Source organism: Kitasatospora sp. NPDC085879, assembly GCF_040686255.1.
Classification (GTDB): domain Bacteria; phylum Actinomycetota; class Actinomycetes; order Streptomycetales; family Streptomycetaceae; genus Kitasatospora.
In genome coordinates this window covers 49,932-68,157 of sequence record NZ_JBFBJZ010000036.1, presented here as the reverse complement: position 1 = coordinate 68,157, position 18,226 = coordinate 49,932, and the positions used below count along the sequence as shown (strand labels likewise).

Sequence of the window (18,226 nt, the reverse complement as noted above, 5' to 3'; positions counted from 1 at the left end):
AACTGCCTCAGTGCGGCGGGGAGGGGCTCGACGGCTCCTTCCCGCCGCCCAGGCGTGTGGGGTCAGTCGACTTGGCCGGCCAGCAGCGCTCCGCGCACCACGTCTTCGACCGGCAGGTTCAGTCCGAACTCGGCCTCGGCCATCCGCAGCATGGCTGCGACCGGTTCGACCTCCGCGGGTGCTCCGCCGGCCGGGATACCAGAGCGCTCCATCGCTACTACGAAGCGATCGGGGTCGGCGCCGTACCGCCCGAGCGGGGTGCCCGGGTCGAAGCCGCATACCAGGCGGCCGCCCGCAGAGTACGCGAACCAGGGGACGGTGGCCGTGCTCACCAGGATGACCGCCTCGGTCCCCATCGAAATTCGCTCCATCAGGGCGCCCTCCTCGCCCAGAACATGTGCGTCCCAGCTCTGCACCGCGTAGCCCCAGCCGTCGAAGAACCCGGCCCGGATGACGCGGACGTCCTCGTCCACGTCGATCTCCTCGGCTTCCTCGCGGGTCAGCTCGGTCAGCGTTCCCTCCTCGCAACCCAATCGGAGCAGGAGGTCCCGCGGCTCCACGCCGCGGACGAACACCACCGAGAAGCCCTGCCTGAAATGGTCGGGGAGCCAGCTGATTCCCGCTGATGTCTCGGTCATTGCGCTCCTTACGTGGTGGCACTTGTACCGGATCGTAGGTCGCACCGCCACGCCCCGCGTCCTCTGGCCGATCCGCCGAACCGGTCGGGATGACGCGGACATGATCTATGTCACAGCGCGACCTGCGCAATTCGGGGGAAGAGCGATCGCCGACCGCCATAGAGTGCATGCGAGCGATCCGCGGTAGTGACCGTCCCGCGTTCGTGACCGTGTATTCCGCCGCACAGGGCTAGCAATGGGAGGCCCGTCCCCCGTGTTCACACGACGCCGCTCCCTGGTCGTCTTCTCGGCGTTCGGGTCCGTCCTGCTGACCGCCTCGGGGGTCGGAGCGGCGATGCTGATCAAGTCGCCCGCCCAGGCAGCGGCGGAGACCCACGCACCCGCGCCGGATGTGCTGACGGCGCGGGTGGAGCGCCAGGTGCTCACCTCCACTGTGGTGACCCGGGGCCGGGTGACGGCCGGTCAGTCGGTGGACGTGGCACCGGTGGCGGGCGGTGGGGCGCGAGCGGCGGTGGTGACCCGGCTGCCTGTGGCGGCCGGTGGCCAGGTGTCGGCCGGAGTGCCGGTGCTGGAGGTGGCCGGGCGGCCGGTGTTCCCGCTCCAGGGCGAGCTGCCGGTCTACCGGGACCTGAAACCCGGTGCCACCGGTCAGGATGTCGCCCAGCTGCAAGGCGCACTGCGGCTGCTGGGCTTGGAAGTCGGTGGTGACCCTGCGGGCACCTTCGGCGAGGGAACGAAGGCGGCGGTGACGACCCTGTACCGTGCCCGCGGCTACGATCCGCTGCCCAGCTCGCCAGACGGTGCGACGCAGGTCGCTGCCGCGGAGGAGGCGGTGACGGCCGGGCAGCGAGCCCTTGATGACGCCGAGGAGGCACTCGCCACCGCCAAGGCCCAACAGGCGCAGCCCCGGCCGAGCGGCGGCTCGGCCTCCGACGGCGCAGGGCCGCAGCGGGACGGCGTCGCGGCGGCTCGCAAGCAGGTCTCTCGCGCCATCGAGGACCTCACCAAGTTGCGGAGCAGGGCGGCCGGAGTGAAGGCCGCGAGCGGGCCGATGGTCCCGGCGGACGAGATCGTCTACCTGCCCGGGTTCCCGGCCCGGGTGGACAGCGTCACCGGGAAGGTCGGCTCGGTGGTCAGCGGCAAGGTGCTGACTCTGTCCGCGGGGGCGCTGGTGGTGACTGGTCGGCTCACAGCCGCCGACCGCGGCTTGGTGCGTCCGGGCCAGCGGGTCGAGATCCTCTCGGAGGTCACTGGCCTCAAGGCCTCCGCCACCGTCGCCGCGGTCGCTGACACCGCGGACGTCCCGCAGGCCGGCGGCGGTACACAGCCGCAGGGTCAAGGCCAGGCGGAGCAGGCTCTCGGCGGCCCAGCGGGCTACCGACTGACCGTCCAGCCCGATGCTCCGCTGGATCCACGGCTGGCGGGCCAGGACGTCCGGCTGACAATCGTGGCCGCATCCTCCGCAGGCCCGGTGCTGGTCGTTCCGGTGTCGGCGATCTCGGCGGCGGCCGACGGCCGGACGGTGGTGACGGTGTATGAGAACGGGCAGCGTCGGCGCGTCGAGGTGACGCCCGGCACCGTGGGCGGCGGCAGCGCCGAGGTACGCCCGATCATCGACGGCGCGGTGAAGGAGGGCGACCATGTCATCGTCGGTGTCAAGGACGCCCCGCCCCCTCCGGGGGCGGTTACCAGGTGAGCAGCGTCCCCGTCCTGGAGTTCGAACAGGTCACGCTGACCTACCCCGGCCCACCCCCGGTCGAGGCACTGCACCCCTGTGACCTTGCCGTCGGGCCGGGCGAGTTCGTCGCAGTGGTGGGCCCGTCGGGCTCGGGAAAGTCCACCTTCCTGAACGTGGCCGGGCTGCTGGACCGACCGACCGCAGGCCGCTACCTGCTGGACGGCCTCGACACCGCCGCCCTGTCGGACGGCGAGCGTACGGAGCTGCGCGGCCGGCGGATCGGCTTGGTCTTCCAATCCTTCCACCTGCTCGCGCACCGCAGCGCGACCGAGAACGTCGCCCTCGCCACGCTGTACGCCCCGAACGGCGGCCGCCGCCGGACAGCCCGACGGCACGCCGAAGCCAGAGAAGCCCTGGAGGTGGTGGGCCTGGGGCACCGACTGGACGCACTGCCCTCCCGACTGTCTGGCGGCGAGCGCCAGCGAGTGGCGATCGCCCGCGCCCTGGTCGGCCTGCCGAGCCTGCTGCTGTGCGACGAACCGACTGGCAACCTCGACTCCGCCACCGCCGCGTCCGTCCTCACCCTGATCGAGCAGCTGAACGCCGACGGGATGACGGTTGTCCTGATCACGCACGACCCGCAGGTCGCCGCCCGCGCCGGGCGCACTGTCGTGATCAGGGACGGCGTGCTGACCGAGGCGGCCGACCGGTGAGGGCGCGTCGGGCATCGCAGGTGGAGCCGTCCCGGCTCCGGCTGCGCGACCTCTGCTCGGAGGCCTTGGCAGGCATCCTCCAGCGCCCGGCCCGCTCGGCCCTTACCGCGGTCGGCACGGTACTCGGCGTCGGCACCTTCGTCGCGGTCCTCGGGCTCACCGCGACGGCCGCCGCGCAGATCGACTCCCGGTTCAACCTGCTCACGGCGACCGAGGTGACCGTGGAGGACACGGGCGGGGCCCGCCCCGACCTCGCCCCCCTCTCCTTTCCCGCCGACGCCGACGCCCGCATCCAGCGCCTCAACGGCGTCGAGGCGGGCGGTGTCTACTGGACCGTCAGGCTCCTCGACGCCGGGGTGCGTGCCGCCCCGGTCGGCGGGCGGTCGGGTGACGAGGAGGTGCCGGTGGTCGCCGCCTCGGCGGGAGCGTTGGCAGCCACCGCGCCACGCCTGATCCAAGGGCGGACCTTCGACGCCTGGCACGACACGACCGGCCAGCAGGTCGCCGTCATCGGCTCCACACTGGCCGGACGGCTGGGCTTCACCACCCTGGACACCCAGCCCGCCGTGTTCATCGACGACCGGCCGTTCCTGGTGGTCGGCATCATGGCCGACGTGCAACGCAAGCCTGACCTGCTGCTCTCCGTAACCGTCCCGCGCGGAACAGCACTCAAGTTGTGGGGCGAACCGACCGGCGACCGAGCGAAGATGCTGATCTCCACCAAGATCGGTGCGGCCCAGCAGATCGCCGCCGAGGCCCCACTCGCCCTGGACCCCACCCACCCGGAGAACTACAAGGCCATACCGCCGCAGGACCCACGGAGCCTGCGCACCACCGTGGGCTCCGACCTGAACCAGCTATTCCTGCTGCTCGCCGCGATGTGCCTGGTCATCGGCTCGATCGGGATCGCCAACACCACCCTGATCGCGGTACTGGAACGCACCGGAGAGATCGGGCTGCGCCGCGCGCTCGGCGCAAAGGGCCGGCACATCACCCTGCAGTTCCTCGCCGAGTCCGCCACACTCGGCTTGCTCGGCGGGCTGGTCGGCACCACCATCGGCGTGTTCAGCGTGCTCGGGGTCGCCCTGACCCGCTCCTGGACGCCAGTGATCGACCCGGTCACGGTGGCCGCCGCCCCGCTGATCGGGCTCGTCACTGGTCTGCTCGCCGGGCTCTATCCCGCCTGGCGCGCCGCGCGTATTCAACCCGCCGAGGCCCTGCGCCACTGACTGCTTCGGTGCGGCCGCCGGGCCCCGACCGGGCATCTCCCCTCTGCAGGCGGCCAGCAGGTGGTCGGGTGCTCGTCGCTGGTCAGCCGGGGTTCGGTAGGGCTTGTAGGCGTTCGAACGCGGCCGTGATCACGTCGGTCCAGGGCCAGTGGCGAGCCAGGCGGAGGTAGTGACGGCGGCTGGTGGTGACAAGCTGGGCAGCGGCGGAGAGCAGCCGTAGCTGCACGCGCTTGGGCTCCCACCGACGGGCGGACCCGGTCAGGGCGAGCATCGGCATCCAGACGATCAGGTCGAGCGCGATCTGGACGATCTCCAGCCAGACCTGATTCTGGGCGGCGTCGTGCAAGGGGCAGGTTGCGCAGGCCGGTGTCGCGGGCGGCGCGCAGGCGGTCCTCGCTGCGGGCCCGCTGGCGGAGCCGCAGCTCCAGCCGGGCGATCGGGGTGCCGGTGGTATTGGTGGCGAAGCAGGTCAGCCGCATGCCGTCGGCGTCGGGCCCGAGTTCCTCTTCGAGGAGTGGGAGCAGGTCGTCCTCGGCCAGGCCGTTCCCACCCGTGCCGCCTACCTCCAGGCACGCCGGGCAGGCCGCGGCCGACCGCTGAACCGCATCGAGCGCAGCGCCGTGTGGAAGCTCCTTGAGCAGTACACCGCGCGGCTCGACAAGCAGAACATGGAGACCTGGAGCCAGGCACCCGAACGTGCCGCCAGGTTCGAGATCGACCGCGCAGCCCGCATCCAGGCACGTGCCGCCCACAAGGAGGCCGTCGGGGGCAAGGACCTGCTCCACCGTGACGCGGACTCCGGCATGCGCTACATCCGACACCGCTACCAGAACATCGTCGTCGACGAGGCCCAGGACCTGAGCCCGGCGCACTGGAAGATGCTCCGCGCTATGGTCGCCACTGGGACCAACGACCTCTTCATCGCCGGCGACACCCACCAGCGCATCTACGACAACCAGGCAGGTCGCACTCGGCGCCGTCGGCATCCAGATCCGGGGACGCGCCGCCCGGCTCACCCTCAGCTACCGCACCACCAAGGAGATCCTGGCCAAGGCGATCACCGTCGTCACCGGCAAGGACGTCGAATTCGACGACCTCGACGACGGGAAGGACACCCTCGCCGGCTACCGCTCGGTCCTGCGCGGCCCCGAACCCGTCCTGGTCGGCCACTCCACTTGGAACGACGAGCTCGCTGGCCTCGCCGACACCCTCCGTGCTTGGCGGACCGAACTGACCGCCGACGAAGCGGGCAACACCACCCGCGACGCCCGCGGCCTCATCGCCGTCTGCGTCGCCGCCCGCAACAAGGTCAACGAGGTCATGTACTACCTCACCACCCAGGCCGGTATCACCTGCGCCGAGCTCACCAAGGACGGCGCCCGCGGCGACGGCGAAGTCCACGTCGGCACCATGCACCGCTTCAAGGGCTTCGAGTACCAGCGGCTCGCGATCGCCGCCGCCAGCGATGGCATCCTCCCGCGTGCCGCGATCGAGCAGTACCGCCACACCGACCCGGCTCGATACCAGCGCGAACTGCGCAAGGCCCGCGCCCTGCTCTTCGTCGCCACTACCCGAGCGCGGGACGCGCTGACCATCTCGTGGCACGGCAAGCCCAGCCCGTTCCTGCCCAGCTGGCCATCATCCGCCCTCCGTACCCCGGGCCGCGGCGATCCGCCGCGGCCCGTAGGCATGCAGCACCCGTTCAGCGGTGTTCGGGGTTCTCGAAGTCGAAGCGGCAGCCGGCGTCCCACTCGGAGCGCTGGTTGCCGTGCACGGGGATACCGCCGGCGTCCTTGAGCATCCGGGCGAGGTGCAGCAGGTTCCAGGTCATGAAGGTGGTGTTGCGGTTGGTGAAGTCGTTCTCCGGGCCGCCCGAACCCTCGTCCAGGTAGGACGGGCCGGGGCCCGCCGGGCCGACCCAGCCGGCGTCGGCCTGCGGCGGGATCGTGTAACCGAGGTGCTGCAAGCTGTAGATGACGTTCATCGCGCAGTGCTTCGCACCGTCCTCGTTGCCGGTGATCAGGCAGCCGCCGACCCGCCCGTAGTAGGCGTACTGGCCGGCCGCGTTGAGGACGGACGAGCAGGCGTAGAGCCGCTCGATCACCTTCTTCGTGACCGAGGCGTTGTCACCCAGCCAGACCGGGCCGCACAGCACCAGGATGTCGGCGGCCATCACCTGCGAGTAGAGGACCGGCCACTGGTCGGTCTCCCAGCCGTGCTCGGTCATGTCGGGCCAGACGCCGGTGGCGATGTCGTGGTCGACGGCGCGGATCAGCTCGGTCGCGACCCCCTGGCGCTCCATGATCCCCCGGCTGATGTCGATCAGGCCCTGGGTGTGGCTGCGCTCGGGGGAGCGCTTGAGGGTGCAGTTCACGAAGAGGGCCCGCAGGTCCTCGTAGTGTGCGACGCCGTCGGGGTTGCTCATGGCGGCCAGCACAGCACACGTACAGCGACCGGACGAGCACCCTCCGCCGTCCGGGTGGCGGGGGCGCGTCGCCCGGGCGGGATGCCGGGGGCGGGAACAGATCCGGTCCGCGCCTGGTTGTGCGCTACGGCGCGTAGTGTGCCCCGCTGTACCGAAGCCGTACGACAGAACGCCCCGAAGGGACCCTCCGTTGAGCCTGTACGACATCCCCCTGCACACCCTCGCCGGCGAGCCGGCCTCGCTGGCCGACTACAAGGGCAAGGCGCTGCTGCTGGTCAATGTGGCCTCGAAGTGCGGCCTGACCCCGCAGTACGCCGGGCTGGAGCGGCTGCAGCAGCGCTACGCCGACCGCGGCTTCACGGTGCTCGGCTTCCCGTGCAACCAGTTCCTGGGCCAGGAGCCGGGGTCGGCCGAGGAGATCCAGACCTTCTGCTCGACCACGTACGGCGTGTCCTTCCCGCTGTTCGAGAAGCTGGACGTGAACGGCGACGAGCGTCACCCGCTGTTCGCGCGGCTCACCGAGACCGCGGACGCGGAGGGCGCCGCCGGCGACGTGCAGTGGAACTTCGAGAAGTTCCTGATCTCCCCGGACGGCACGGTCGTCGGCCGGTTCCGTCCGCGCACCGAGCCGGAGGCGGAGGAGATCACCGCCGCGATCGAGGCGCAGCTCCCCTCCTGACACCGGCCGCACCGCCGGAAGGCGGCAGGCAGGCGCGGACGCCCGTGCGCTCCCACCCCGAGGGAGCGCACGGGCGTCCGCCGTCTCCGGGCCCGCCGGCCGAAGCCGGGGCCGGAACCGGTGTCCGGGCCCGGCGGCCGGGCCGGGGCTCAGCAGCCGTTGAGCACCGAGGTGAGCGCGGACTTCTCGGCGCTGTCGACGGACAGGCCGTAGTAGTACTTCACCTGCACCCAGGCGCGGACGTAGGTGCAGCGGTAGGAGGCCTGCGGCAGCCAGGTCGACGGGTCCTGGTCGCCCTTGGAGCGGTTGGAGCTCGCGGAGACCGCGATCAGCTGCGGGCGGGTCAGGTCGTTGGCGAGTGCCTGGCGCTGCGCGGTCGTCCAGGCCCAGGCGCCGGAGCGCCAGGCCTCGGCGAGCGGTATCAGGTGGTCGATGTCGAAGCTGGAGGAGCTGGTGGTGACCACGTTGTCGTAGGCGGAGGTCCAGGTGCCGCCGGTGGCGGCGCAGGCGGAGTCGGTGGTGACGCCGACGCCGTCCCGCTTCAGCACGGTCTCGCGGGTGTTGCAGGTGCCGGAGATGGTGATCCAGTGCGGGAAGAGGTCCCGGTCGTAGGTGGACTCGTGGGACTCGGCGGCGACGGTGAGGCTCGCCAGGTAGGTCTTCGCGGTGCTGGTGGAGACGGGGGTGGGCAGTGCTGCCTCGGCGGTGCCGGCACTGGTGAGGAGTGCGGTGGCGGCGAGGGCGGCGGCGCCGAGCGCGGCGGCGGTGCGGCGCAGCGGGCGTATCGAGCGCATGCGTGACTCCAGGGATGGGGGAAGCGCGAAGAGCACCCGGACGGACTGGTTCCGGGCGCTCAACAAGCTTGCTGCTCCCAGGGTTTACGCGAGTAGACCGAGGAGGTTAATTTTTCGCGCCGACCCTGCGCACGGTGCGTCCACGACGCCGCCACCGCCAACCTAAACTTACGGCCGTCACTGACGATCCGTCAGTTCTCCTCCGGCAGCAGCTTGGCCAGCGCGTCGGCTCCGCGATGGCCCTCGACGACCCCCTCGACGATGAGCACGTCGGCAGTGGAGTGCTTCGTCCGCAGGTCCAGGATGTCCCGGTAGGCGGGCGAGTCGTACCAGGCGTACGCGGCCGCGCTGTCGGGGAAGGCGATGACGATGGTGTCACCCGTCCACTCGCCCTCCAGCACCCGGTAGGCGCCGCCGTGGACGACGAAGTGCCCGCCGAAGGGGTCCAGGGTGTCGTCGATGCGGCGCAGGTACTCGACGATGTCCGGGCCGAAGTCGACCTCGCGCAGCCGGGCGATGGCGTAGGCGGTCATGGTGTTCCCCTCCGTTGCGGTGTCGGGTCTGCCGGACGGCTCCCGCTGGACTCCACGCTAGGCAAGGCGACTTGGCGGCGCATCGGTCGGCCATCGGTCATCGGCGTCGGTCATCGCCGGCGCCGGTGCCGGTGCCGGTGCCGCCAAGGGCCGGCTTCCGTAGCCGATGTCCGTCCGCACGACGTCCCGATACGGTGACGGAGGCGCAACTACCGGGCATCTCGGCCCGGTCACCCAGGTGTACTGGCTGCACACTGTCAGTGGGGGCGGGCAGGCTCGGAGCGGTACCGCCGACGAGGGAGGGGTTGGGACCATGGAGGGGGACGCGCGGGGCATCCACGGCCTGTTCGAGGAGCAGGCCGTGCGCGCACCGGACGCACCGGCACTGGTCTGCGGCGATGTCCGCTTGACGTACGGGGAGTTGGACGCGCGGGCGAACCGGCTCGCCCGGCACCTGGCCGAACTCGGGCTCGGGCCGGGCCGCTTCGCCGCGGTCGCGCTGGGCCGCGGCACGGAGCTGATCACGGCCCTGCTGGCGGTGCTCAAGACCGGCGCCGCCTACGTACCCGTGGAGCCGACCGGCCCGGACCGGACGATCCGGCACGTGCTCGCGGATGCCGCGCCGTCGGTGGTGGTGACGGAGGAGGTGCACCGCGTCCGGCTGGCCGACGCGGGCGAGGCCGTGCTGCTCTGCCTGGACACCGCCGCCGCCGCGATCGCCGTGCGTCCGGACGGGCCGCTCGGCGCCGGCCTCGCACCGGACGCGCCCGCCTGCGTCTTCTACACCTCCGGTTCGACCGGCCTGCCGAAGGGCGCCCTGGTCGAGCACCGCAACCTGCTGCACTCCCACCGGGGTTGGCGCGAGGTGTACGGGCTGACCGCGGCCGACCGCTTCCTGCAGACGGCGACGCTGGAGTTCGACGTCTTCACCGCCGACTGGGTGCGCGCGCTGTGCACCGGCGGCACCCTGGTGATGGCCCGGCGCAACTTCACCCTCGACCGCACCGCCGAACTCTCCGAGCTGCACCGGCTGGTGGTCGACGAGCGGATCACCGTGATGGAGACCAACGTCCACACCGCGCGCCGCCTGCTCGACCACCTGCAGCCGCGCGGGCTGGAGCTCGGCGCGCTGCGGCTGCTCACCGTCGGCGCCGAGAAGTGGTACCTGGACGAGCAGTTGCGGATGCAGCGCTATCTCGGCCCGGCCGTCCGTGTGGTCAATGTGTACGGCGTCGCCGAGGCGGCCGTGGACAGCACGTACTTCGACGCGGCGGTGCTGGCCGACGACCCGGAGGACGCCGGCCAGGTCTCGCTGATCGGCGTCCCCTTTCCCGGCAACGGGGTGCACCTGATCGGGCCGGACGGCAAGCCGGTGCCGGAGGGCGACATCGGCGAGATCTGGCTGACCGGTCCGGGGGTGGGCCGCGGCTATCCGCGGCTGCCGGAGCTGACCGCCGAACGCTTCCGGCCGCTCCCCCACGGCGACGGCCGCGCCTACCGCACCGGCGACCTCGCCCGGCGCCGCGCGGACGGCCTGCTGGAGTACGTGGGGCGGGACAGCGGCTCCGGCACCGCGGCGGCCGCCGAGGTGGAGGCGGTGCTGCGCGGCCACCCGGAGGTCCGGGAGTGCGCGGTGGCCGCGGTCGGGGCCGAACAGCCGGGCGGCGGACGCCCGTTGGTGGCCTATCTGGTGGCCGAGGAGGGTGCAGGGGCGGAGGCGTCCGTCGTCCGCGCGTACCTTGCCGACCGGCTGCCCGAGCAGCTGGTGCCGGAGGCGGTCGTCCCGTTGGCCGCGCTGCCGCGGACCAGGGCCGGCAAGCTCGACCGGGCCGCGCTGCCGCTGCCCGCCCCGCGGGGCCACGCCGACACCCGGGCCGGCGCGGGCGCCGGCGGATCCGGCAAGGCCGCACGGTCCGTCTCCGGCAAGGGCGGTGGCGGCGGTACGGGCGGTGGCAGCGGCCTCGGCCGGGCGGTCGCCGCGCTGGCGGTGCTGCTCCTCTCCTGGGGCCTGAGTTCGGCGCTCACCGACGCCTTCTGGCCCGGGTCGACCGATCTCACGCAGGTGCCGTACGGCTGGCACGGTCTGTTCGGGCTGCTCTACCGGATCGAGTGTCTGGGCTTCGCGCTGGGCATGGTGTTCCTGTTCTTCGGTCGCCGCTCGATGGCCCGGCTGGGCCGGGGGCCGGTGCTGACGACGCTCGCCCATCTCTCGGTGTGCTGGCTGCTGGCCGCCTGGTGGCCGCAGGACAACATGTACCGGCTGACGTCGCCGACCGACTGGGACCGGGAGGCGCGGATGGTCTACGGGTTCAACGTGACCCTGATCCTCGCCGCCGCGCTGCTCATGGTCTTCCTGCTGTGGCGTCCGCGGCTCGGCGAGGAGCCGCCCGCGGTCACCGGCGCGGCGCGGCGCGGCGGCGGCCGCTGAGCGGCACCGTCCCCGGCCCGACGGTTTCGGGAAGGCCGAAGGGGTCGGCGAGCGCCTCGTTCGCCGACCGCACCACCGCTTCGGCGGCGTCCAGCGCGTCCAGTGCCGCCTGCGCGTGCGGGGCGCGGGAGGCCAGGGCGATGCCGGCGGTGGGCAGTTCGTCGCGGCTCGCGGTGGGGATGGTCGGCAGCAGGCGCACCCCGAAGCGTGCGCAACGCCCGGCGAGGCCGGCCAGGTGGTCGAGCAGTGCCTGCTGGGGCAGCCGGGCGCCGAGCGGCAACCGGTCCAGGGTGCGCACCCGGTGGCCGGGGCCGTGCACCGCGTCGAGCCGGGCCGCCAGGACGAAGGCGACGGCGGGGCCGGTGAGCCGCAGGTTGGCCTCGGTCGGGGCGAGCCGGCCGGCCGGGTCGGTGACGAAGTCGACGTCGTACCAGCCGCGGTGGCCCGCCCGGGCGAGTTCGGCGCCGACGGCGAGGCCGAACGCCTCGGCGGTGGCGGCCGCTCCGGGCGGCACCGTGCCGGGGCCGGTGGTGGCGCCCTGGTAGCTGGTGCCGTCGATGTGCATCACGGCGGTGCCGACGGGGTGCACGGTGCCGTCGTCGGCGATCACCGCGTCGAAGGTGAGGTTCCGCAGCCGGCCGCGCCCGGGGACGTACTCCTCCAGCAGCAGCCCGCCCGGTGGCAGGACGCCCTCGGCGGTGAGGGCGCGCAGCAGCGGGCGGGCGCCGCCCGCCGTGGCGACCTGCTGCGGGGTGAGGACGGCGGTGCCGTACCCGCCGACGCCGTGGTGGGCCTTGAGGACGGCGGTCTCGCCGCGGCGGGCCGCGGCGGCGAGCAGCCGGGCGGCCTGCCGCGGGGAGCCGGCCGGCTGCTGGCGGGGCACCCGGATGCCGGGGTGGCCGCCTGCGGTGCGGGTGAAGAGCTCGTGCGAGGCGGCCTTGGACTCGTAGCGGCGGACGGCGTCCAGGCCGGCGCCGGCGGTGCGCCCCCAGGGGCGGACGGGCAGGCCGAGCCGTTCGATGCCCTCGCACAGGGTGGGGCGGGCGGCGAGGGTCTCACGGACGGTGCCGTGCTCGTCGGCGAGGCCGGTGTGCAGGTCGACCGGCCCCCAGGCCAACTCCCGTGCCAGCCAGGCCGTCCACTGCTCCTCGGGTTCACCCGGCAGCAGCAGGGCGGCCGGGTCGGGGGTGTAGAAGGCGGCGAGACAGGAGTAGTGGTGGGCCTGCCGACGGGCCTCCGGGGTCTGCGGGACGAACTGCGCGTTGAAGTCGGCGACGTCGCCGATGTGCACGGCGCGCCGCCCGCCGTCCGTCCAGGCGTGCTGCCACTGCGATTCCCCCACCTGGGGAGCCTACGGTCGGCGCCGCGCGGGCCGGGCCGGTTCGGCGGAATCCGGCGTGCCCGGCGCGTGGGCTCGACCGGCGTGCTCAGCCGGCGCGCACGAGCCGCTGCACGGCGGGCCAGAGTCCGTCGAGCCGGCCCGGGTCGTCGGCGAGCTTGGCGAGCAGGACGGCGCCCTCCAGGTGGGCCACCACGGCCCGGGCGGTCGCGGTGTCGGCGGCCACCGGGCCGGTCTCGGCGGCCTCGGCGAGGACGCCGCGGACGAGCGCGGCCTGCTCCTCGAAGATCTCGGCCAGCCTGGTCTGGATCTCCCGTTCCTGTCCGCTGAGTTCGAGGGCCAGGTTGCCGAGCAGGCAGCCGCGGACGGTGCCGCCGGCGGCCTTGTCGGCCCGCTGCGCGGCGGCCTGGGCGTCCAGCAGCAGCCGCAGGCGTTCCAGCGGCGGCTGCCTGCCGGTGCCCAGCAGGTCCTGCCAGCGCTGCCGTTGGACGGTCCAGTGACTGTCGACGGCGGCCAGGGTGAGGGCCTGCTTGGAGGCGAAGAAGTGGTAGAAGCTGCCCTTCCGGACATCGGCGCGGGCGCAGATCTCGGCCACGCCGACGGCCGAGTAGCCGCGGATGTGCAGCAGTTCGCAGGCGGCGTCGAGCAGTCGCTCCTGTGCCGTGCTGCTGCGTCCCATGCGCCGAGTATACGGTCGGTCAACTATCCGAGCCGGGTCCGGGCGCGCCGGGCCCCCGGGCCGAGGACTCGACCCGGGGGCGGCGGTGGCGCGTGGGCTTGTAGCCGGGGGCGCTGGGGCCGGTTCAGTGCTCCGCGGTGGGCTCCTCGTGCCACTCGGAGTTGCGGTCGACCCGCAGCACCAGGTACTTGTCGGCCTCCTGGTTCTGGGCGTGGTCGACGGAGCGGTACAGCAGGCGGTGCTTGCCCTCGCCGGTCACGATGATCGGGCCGGTGTAGGTCGTCCAGCCTGCGCCGTCGAGGTTGTACTCGGTCATGGCGACGCCCGAGAGGTCGTCCGTCGCGGTGAGGGTGACCGGGACCTCGCCCTTGTGGTCGCCGCCGGCCTTGTGCGGGTGCGAGCCGGCCCTGGCGGTGGTGACCGGCGGGGTGACGTCGACCGGGAGGTCCATGGCCTCGTCCTCGGGGGTCGCCTCGTTGTCCATGGTCGGCGCCGGCACTCCCGCGTTGGCGCCCGGGTGCCCGACGGATCCGCCGCGCAGCACCAGCGCGTTCCAGTCGTCGTGCCCGGCGAGCCCGGTCTTCAGGGTGTCGCCGTTGACGTCGACCTCGACCGGGGTCGTCTCGATCCGGCCGTCGCAGTTCCAGTCAACGCTGCCCTTGCCCGACTGGACGGTGACGAACTTGCCGACCACGCCGTCGATGCCGGGGCAGAAGTGGCTGACGTCGTAGAGCGGGGTGGTGGCCGGGTAGGCGTTCTCGGCGAGCGAGGTCTCGTTCAGCGACAGGTTCTGCCGCGAGTAGTCGATGAGGCCCTTCGTCGTCCCCACGGCCAGGCCGAACTGGTAGCTGTAGTTCATCACGCTGAAGTACTGCGGCTCGTGGTTCGGAATGTCGGAGTTGCCGCTGTGCCGCAGGCCGAGGTTGTGGCCCAGTTCGTGCATCAGCGTGCCGGCCTGCTCGTCGACGGTACCGACGCTGTTGGTGAAGCTGCCCAGGCTGACGATGAGATCGCTGCCGGGCGTGCCGGCGGAGATCCCGCTGGAGCGGGAGCCGCTCTCCAGGTTGTGGGCCGAGATCGCGTAGTGGAAGATCGGCGCCCGGGCGGTGCTGCGGAAGCCGCCTGCGGCGTTCTTCAGCGCGGTGAAGGCGTCCCACTGGTACAGGCCGCCGACCTTGGTGCCGAGGTTGGTCGTCTCGGTGAGCTGCTTGGCCCGACTGAGCGTGCCCCAGGTCGTGTTGGTCGTGAAGTTCATGATGCTGTCGGGCCCGGCGTCGATGTGCAGGTTGATGCCGGTACCGGTCTGACCCCGTTTGTTGTACGGCGCGTTCTTGAAGGCGTCCACGACCTTCTTGATCGCGGCGGGGTCGATCGCGTGGCTGTGCGCGGTGTTGGCCATCCAGTCGAGCTGGACGAAGACGTCCGGCCGGTTGACGTCGGCGCCCATCGCCTTGAGGTCGATGAACTTGGCGGGGCTGCCGTCGCCCGGGTCGAGGGTGACGCCGCTGAGCTTCCAGGCGTCCGGGATCCCGTCGCAGGTCTTGGAGTTGCAGTCGAAGCTCCAGTGGACGGGGGTGCTCGTGTCGGTGCCGCCGGTGTGGCTGATCACGTACCCGGTGGGCGCGGTCTCGGTGTAGCCGTTGGCCCCGGTGAAGGGCACGTCCCAGCCGATCCGGAGGGTCGCGCCGTTCTCGCCCTGCACGGTGTAGTCGATCGTCCCCCTGGTGCCGTACGTGGAGTCGCACGGCCCCACCGTCCAGGTGGCGGTGGTGCCGGCCTGGATCGTCGCCGGCGCGAAGGGGATCAGACACCCCTCGGGCACGGTGATGGCGAAGCCGGTCAGGTCGCGGTCGCTCTTGTTCTCGAACTGCACGGACACGGTGCCGCCCGCACGGCGCGCGGCCGCGGCCGGTGTGATGGCCGCGGCGACGGTGAGCAGGGCCAGGACCAGGCCCCGGCCCGCCCCCCCCCCCCCCCGCGGGCCCCCCCCCCCCCGCCCCGGCCCGCCCGGGGCGCCGAGAGAACGATCTGCAGTCATACCGGTCACGCTAAGCACCGGATTGACGACATCCCGTCACGACTCAACGGAGTGTCACTCCGACGGCCGCCCCCGGCAGTCCGGCACAGGACGCCCCGGCCGCCGCGGCGGGCAGGCGGACCGGCGTCAGTGGAAGACGATCGCCCGCCCGGTGGCCAGGCTCTCCCGGCAGGCCCGGTGCAGCAGGTGCCAGGCGAACGTCTCCGCCTCGTACGGGTCGTCGCGCGCCGGCTCGGCGGGGTCGTCCGGGTCGATGCCGATCGCGGGTGCGAGGCGCCGGAGTTCGGCGAGCAGACCGGAGGTGGAGCCGACGATGCCGCCGCCCGCGACCGGGGCGTCCGCCGGCAGGAACAGCGGGTCGGCGAAGTCGGCGGGCACGTAGTACCCGGCGCAGTCGGAGTGGCAGAGCAGGTGCGAGGAGAACATCAGGGCCTCCTCCTCGACCTCGCCACAGTCGAGGTCGTACTGCTCGGGGTCGGTGGTGGCGGCGGGGGTGACGGCGGCGCCGCGGCGGTGCAGCACGAACGCCCGGCGCAGGTGGTGCAGGTGGCTGTACGGGAAGCCGCCGGCGCAGGCGGCGCGGCCGGTGCCGGCCGGCGCGGGCTCGCGCCAGGCGATCCCCTCGGCCTGCAAGGCCTCGGCCAGCAGGTCGAGTTCACGGGCGTGGTGGGCGACGCCCTCCGGGTCGTGGCGGTCGAGGTCGTCGAGCAGGCCGACGGTGATCGAGAGTCCCATGGGCGGAGAGCGTAAAGGCCGCCTCCGACACGGCGGTTGCCCGCCCGATACCGACGAATAGTTGACCGGTCGTCTAGGATGACTGCCAGTCGACAGCGAGGGAGCGCACCGTCATGAACACACGTGCCGTGGGCCGGTTCTGCGAGCTGGTGGGCCTGGACCACCCGGTGGTCCAGGGGCCGTTCGGCGGGGGCCTGTCGTCCGTGGCCCTGGCCGCGACGGTCTCCGAGTCGGGCGGCTTGGGCTCGTTCGGGGCGCACCATCTGCCGCCGGACGCGCTGGCGGGGCTGGTGAAGGACCTCCGGGCGGCGACCGCCCGCCCGTTCGCGGTGAACCTCTGGGTGCCGCAGCCCGGCGAGGGCGAGACCCGCGCCACCGCGGCGGACGTCGCCCGGCTGCACCCCTACTACGCCGAGCTCGGGCTGCCCGACCCGTCCACCGAACTGCACCAGCCGGACTTCGACGAGCAGGTGGACGCGCTGCTCGCCGCCGAGCCGCCGGTGATCAGCCTGGTCATGGGGCTGCCGCCGCAGCGGGTGGTGGCCGAGGCCCGGCGGCGCGGCATCCTGCTGATCGGCACCGCGACCACCGTCGCGGAGGCCGAGGCGCTGGAGCGGGCCGGGGTGGACGCGGTGGTGGCCTCCGGCAGCGACGCGGGCGGGCACCGGGGCGCGTTCCTCTCACCGGTGCGCGAGTCGCTGGTCGGCACCTTCGCGCTGGTGCCGCAGGTGGCGGACGCGGTCCGGGTGCCGGTGGTGGCGGCGGGCGGCATCACCGACGGGCGGGGCCTGGCCGCCGCCCTGGTGCTGGGCGCGGACGCGGTGCAGATCGGCACCGGCTTCCTGGCCTGCGCGGAGTCCGCCGCGAGCGAGGTGCACCGCCGGGCGCTGCTCTCCCCGGAGGCCCGGACGACGGTGCTCACCCGGCTGTTCTCGGGGCGGACGGCGCGCGGCATCGCCAACCGTTTCGTCCGCGAGATGGCCGCGTACGAGGACGAGGTCCCGCCGTACCCGGTGCAGAACGCGCTGATGGTGCCGCTGCGCACGGAGGCGGCCGCCCGGGGCGACTCGGGTCTGGTCGCCATGTGGTCCGGGCAGGCCGCCGGGCTCGCGGTCGGCGGCGCGGCCGCCGACTACCTGGCGGGGGTGCTGGCGGACGCCGAGCGGCTGCTCGGCCGTCCGCTCTGACCCCGACGGTCGGTCAGGCCTCGCCGGGGTGCCAGGCCGGCCACTCCCAGGGGCGGTCCACCCAGTGCACCAGCGCGGGGTCGTGCGGGTCCAGGTCCGGGAAGGCGTGCTTGACCTCGGGTTCGAACTCCTCCGGGGCGAGCGGCTTCCACCCGCTGCCCTTGAAGTGCACCAGCCGGTAGCGGCTGTCGGTGCGGAATTCGGCGACCTCGACCAGGGGTTCGGTGGTGCTGTTGCTGTTCATGCCCTCAGCATCGTCCGGGGCCCGGGGGCGCGCACCCGCACCGCACCACCGTGTCGGCCGCCCGGTGCCGTTCCGCGTCGGCGGCCCGGCTCGTTGGGCACGGCGGGCCTCGCCGCGATCCGCGGGCGGCCCGCCGTGCGGACGGGAGACCGGGATGGACGAGCAGTGGAAGGCGCCGTGGACGTACGGCTGGGAGATCCCGGAGCCGGCGCCACCCCAGCCGATGCCGGCCGCCGCGCCCCCGCCGGCCGGCCGGCGTGCACCGCGGGCGGCGCTCGGCACCGCGGCGGCCGTGCTAAGCGGCGTGGCGCTGCTCGGCGGGCTGCTCGCCACCTGCGGGCCGGGCGGTTCCGGCTCGGGCGAGCTCACCGGTGTCCTCGCCAGCGCGGCGCCGCCGTCCGCCCCGGTCGCGCCGCCCCCGGCCCCGTCGGCGGCCGCCCCGTCCTCCCCCGCTCCGGCCTCCCCCGTCTCCCCCGCCGGGGCCGCACCGAGCGGGTCGCCCGCCGACGGCCCGAGCCCGAGCGACCCGGCCGCGGAGGATCCCGCGGCGGCCCCGGCCGGGACGGGCCGGCCGAGCCCCGCCCGGACGACGCACAGGCCGCACACCGGCACCCGGCCGCGGGCGACGGCCACCGCGCCGGCCATGCCCTCGATCAAGGTGTGCGCGGAGGCGGAGCGACAGGGACATTGGCCGCCGGGCTCGGAGCAGGCCAGGATCTGCCGGAACCTCTACGGCGGCTGAACCGCCCGGCGCCCGGGAACCGGGCCGCGCTCCCCGTTGTCCTGGCTGTCACGGGGTGCGCGCCGCTACGGCGGAGCGGGCGGTGTCCCGTACCGTGGAGCGGCGGGCGCGGCAGGCGCGTCCCACCGGGCAGTGAGGAGGACGC

The 18,226-nt window shown here is 73.3% G+C and carries 16 protein-coding genes and 2 pseudogenes; 8 read left to right on the top strand and 10 right to left on the bottom strand.

Annotated elements, in window-relative coordinates:
• Positions 1 to 62: 62 nt before the first annotated feature.
• Positions 63 to 638, bottom strand: coding sequence for a DUF6461 domain-containing protein (locus AB0P35_RS25735; protein ID WP_363514824.1), 576 nt, complete (start codon positions 636 to 638; stop codon positions 63 to 65).
• A 253-nt stretch (positions 639 to 891) separates the two neighbouring features.
• Between AB0P35_RS25735 and AB0P35_RS25730 the strand changes: the two genes are divergently transcribed.
• From AB0P35_RS25730 to AB0P35_RS25720, 3 genes are read left to right on the top strand one after another with little or no spacing between them, the layout of a single operon-like run.
• The gene (locus tag AB0P35_RS25730) at positions 892 to 2,334 is read left to right on the top strand and encodes a peptidoglycan-binding protein (RefSeq protein WP_363514821.1); all 1,443 of its coding nucleotides are present in this window, start codon (positions 892 to 894) and stop codon (positions 2,332 to 2,334) included.
• A complete protein-coding gene (locus AB0P35_RS25725; protein ID WP_363514818.1) occupies positions 2,331 to 3,029 on the top strand; it encodes an ABC transporter ATP-binding protein in 699 nt (232 codons plus the stop codon). The genes AB0P35_RS25730 and AB0P35_RS25725 overlap by 4 nt, the downstream gene beginning before the upstream one ends.
• Positions 3,026 to 4,258, top strand: coding sequence for an ABC transporter permease (locus AB0P35_RS25720; protein ID WP_363514815.1), 1,233 nt, complete (start codon positions 3,026 to 3,028; stop codon positions 4,256 to 4,258). The genes AB0P35_RS25725 and AB0P35_RS25720 overlap by 4 nt, the downstream gene beginning before the upstream one ends.
• 82 nt (positions 4,259 to 4,340) lie before the next feature.
• Here the strand turns inward: AB0P35_RS25720 and AB0P35_RS25715 are convergent.
• A pseudogene (locus AB0P35_RS25715) lies at positions 4,341 to 4,749 on the bottom strand (transposase); the annotation flags it as partial.
• Between the two features lie 3 nt (positions 4,750 to 4,752).
• Here AB0P35_RS25715 and AB0P35_RS25710 point away from each other — a divergent pair.
• Positions 4,753 to 5,887 (top strand): annotated as a pseudogene (locus AB0P35_RS25710) (UvrD-helicase domain-containing protein); the annotation flags it as partial.
• A 73-nt stretch (positions 5,888 to 5,960) separates the two neighbouring features.
• On the opposite strand, the gene AB0P35_RS25705 reads toward AB0P35_RS25710, so the two are convergent.
• Positions 5,961 to 6,683 (bottom strand): flavodoxin family protein, encoded by a 723-nt coding sequence (locus AB0P35_RS25705; RefSeq protein WP_363514812.1) that lies wholly within the window; start codon positions 6,681 to 6,683, stop codon positions 5,961 to 5,963.
• 190 nt (positions 6,684 to 6,873) lie between these two features.
• On the opposite strand from AB0P35_RS25705, the gene AB0P35_RS25700 reads away from it, so the two are divergent.
• Positions 6,874 to 7,362, top strand: coding sequence for a glutathione peroxidase (locus AB0P35_RS25700; RefSeq protein WP_363514809.1), 489 nt, complete (start codon positions 6,874 to 6,876; stop codon positions 7,360 to 7,362).
• A 149-nt stretch (positions 7,363 to 7,511) separates the two neighbouring features.
• Here the strand turns inward: AB0P35_RS25700 and AB0P35_RS25695 are convergent, their stop codons facing one another.
• Positions 7,512 to 8,156: an HNH endonuclease family protein gene (locus AB0P35_RS25695; protein ID WP_095871381.1), complete on the bottom strand. Its 645-nt coding sequence runs from the start codon at positions 8,154 to 8,156 to the stop codon at positions 7,512 to 7,514.
• A gap of 191 nt (positions 8,157 to 8,347) precedes the next feature.
• Positions 8,348 to 8,689: a DUF1330 domain-containing protein gene (locus AB0P35_RS25690; RefSeq protein WP_363514806.1), complete on the bottom strand. Its 342-nt coding sequence runs from the start codon at positions 8,687 to 8,689 to the stop codon at positions 8,348 to 8,350.
• Between the two features lie 313 nt (positions 8,690 to 9,002).
• Here AB0P35_RS25690 and AB0P35_RS25685 point away from each other — a divergent pair, with 313 nt between their 5' ends.
• Positions 9,003 to 11,117 carry an amino acid adenylation domain-containing protein gene (locus AB0P35_RS25685; protein ID WP_363514803.1) on the top strand — a complete coding sequence of 705 codons (2,115 nt, stop codon included), beginning with the start codon at positions 9,003 to 9,005 and terminating at the stop codon, positions 11,115 to 11,117.
• Here AB0P35_RS25685 and AB0P35_RS25680 read toward each other — a convergent pair.
• The 4 genes from AB0P35_RS25680 to AB0P35_RS25665 form a co-directional block, all read right to left on the bottom strand.
• Positions 11,083 to 12,459, bottom strand: coding sequence for a hypothetical protein (locus AB0P35_RS25680; RefSeq protein ID WP_363514800.1), 1,377 nt, complete (start codon positions 12,457 to 12,459; stop codon positions 11,083 to 11,085). The two genes, AB0P35_RS25685 and AB0P35_RS25680, sit on opposite strands and share 35 nt — an antisense overlap.
• A gap of 85 nt (positions 12,460 to 12,544) precedes the next feature.
• The gene (locus AB0P35_RS25675; RefSeq protein ID WP_363514797.1) at positions 12,545 to 13,135 is read right to left on the bottom strand and encodes a TetR family transcriptional regulator; all 591 of its coding nucleotides are present in this window, start codon (positions 13,133 to 13,135) and stop codon (positions 12,545 to 12,547) included.
• Between the two features lie 124 nt (positions 13,136 to 13,259).
• Complete coding sequence (locus AB0P35_RS25670) at positions 13,260 to 15,014, bottom strand: M12 family metallo-peptidase (protein WP_363514794.1); 1,755 nt, start codon at positions 15,012 to 15,014, stop codon at positions 13,260 to 13,262.
• Between the two features lie 285 nt (positions 15,015 to 15,299).
• Positions 15,300 to 15,908 (bottom strand): hypothetical protein, encoded by a 609-nt coding sequence (locus AB0P35_RS25665; protein WP_363514791.1) that lies wholly within the window; start codon positions 15,906 to 15,908, stop codon positions 15,300 to 15,302.
• A 113-nt stretch (positions 15,909 to 16,021) separates the two neighbouring features.
• Here AB0P35_RS25665 and AB0P35_RS25660 point away from each other — a divergent pair, with 113 nt between their 5' ends.
• Positions 16,022 to 17,095 carry a nitronate monooxygenase gene (locus tag AB0P35_RS25660; RefSeq protein ID WP_363514788.1) on the top strand — a complete coding sequence of 358 codons (1,074 nt, stop codon included), beginning with the start codon at positions 16,022 to 16,024 and terminating at the stop codon, positions 17,093 to 17,095.
• A 13-nt stretch (positions 17,096 to 17,108) separates the two neighbouring features.
• Here the strand turns inward: AB0P35_RS25660 and AB0P35_RS25655 are convergent, their stop codons facing one another.
• On the bottom strand, positions 17,109 to 17,339 hold the full coding sequence (locus tag AB0P35_RS25655; protein ID WP_363514785.1) for a hypothetical protein: 231 nt from the start codon (positions 17,337 to 17,339) through the stop codon (positions 17,109 to 17,111).
• A gap of 154 nt (positions 17,340 to 17,493) precedes the next feature.
• Between AB0P35_RS25655 and AB0P35_RS25650 the strand changes: the two genes are divergently transcribed.
• Complete coding sequence (locus tag AB0P35_RS25650; RefSeq protein WP_363514782.1) at positions 17,494 to 18,081, top strand: hypothetical protein; 588 nt, start codon at positions 17,494 to 17,496, stop codon at positions 18,079 to 18,081.
• Positions 18,082 to 18,226: the final 145 nt, after the last annotated feature.

Bases quoted from the DNA above. Each gene is read 5' to 3' on its own strand.
- AB0P35_RS25665 (WP_363514791.1), bottom strand. From the start codon at position 15,908: ATGGGACTCTCGATCACCGTCGGCCTGCTCGACGACCTCGACCGCCAC.
- AB0P35_RS25675 (WP_363514797.1), bottom strand. From the start codon at position 13,135: ATGGGACGCAGCAGCACGGCACAGGAGCGACTGCTCGACGCCGCCTGC.
- AB0P35_RS25660 (WP_363514788.1), top strand. From the start codon at position 16,022: ATGAACACACGTGCCGTGGGCCGGTTCTGCGAGCTGGTGGGCCTGGAC.
- AB0P35_RS25735 (WP_363514824.1), bottom strand. From the start codon at position 638: ATGACCGAGACATCAGCGGGAATCAGCTGGCTCCCCGACCATTTCAGG.
- AB0P35_RS25655 (WP_363514785.1), bottom strand. From the start codon at position 17,339: ATGAACAGCAACAGCACCACCGAACCCCTGGTCGAGGTCGCCGAATTC.
- AB0P35_RS25705 (WP_363514812.1), bottom strand. From the start codon at position 6,683: ATGAGCAACCCCGACGGCGTCGCACACTACGAGGACCTGCGGGCCCTC.
- AB0P35_RS25685 (WP_363514803.1), top strand. From the start codon at position 9,003: ATGGAGGGGGACGCGCGGGGCATCCACGGCCTGTTCGAGGAGCAGGCC.
- AB0P35_RS25695 (WP_095871381.1), bottom strand. From the start codon at position 8,156: ATGCGCTCGATACGCCCGCTGCGCCGCACCGCCGCCGCGCTCGGCGCC.
- AB0P35_RS25690 (WP_363514806.1), bottom strand. From the start codon at position 8,689: ATGACCGCCTACGCCATCGCCCGGCTGCGCGAGGTCGACTTCGGCCCG.
- AB0P35_RS25650 (WP_363514782.1), top strand. From the start codon at position 17,494: ATGGACGAGCAGTGGAAGGCGCCGTGGACGTACGGCTGGGAGATCCCG.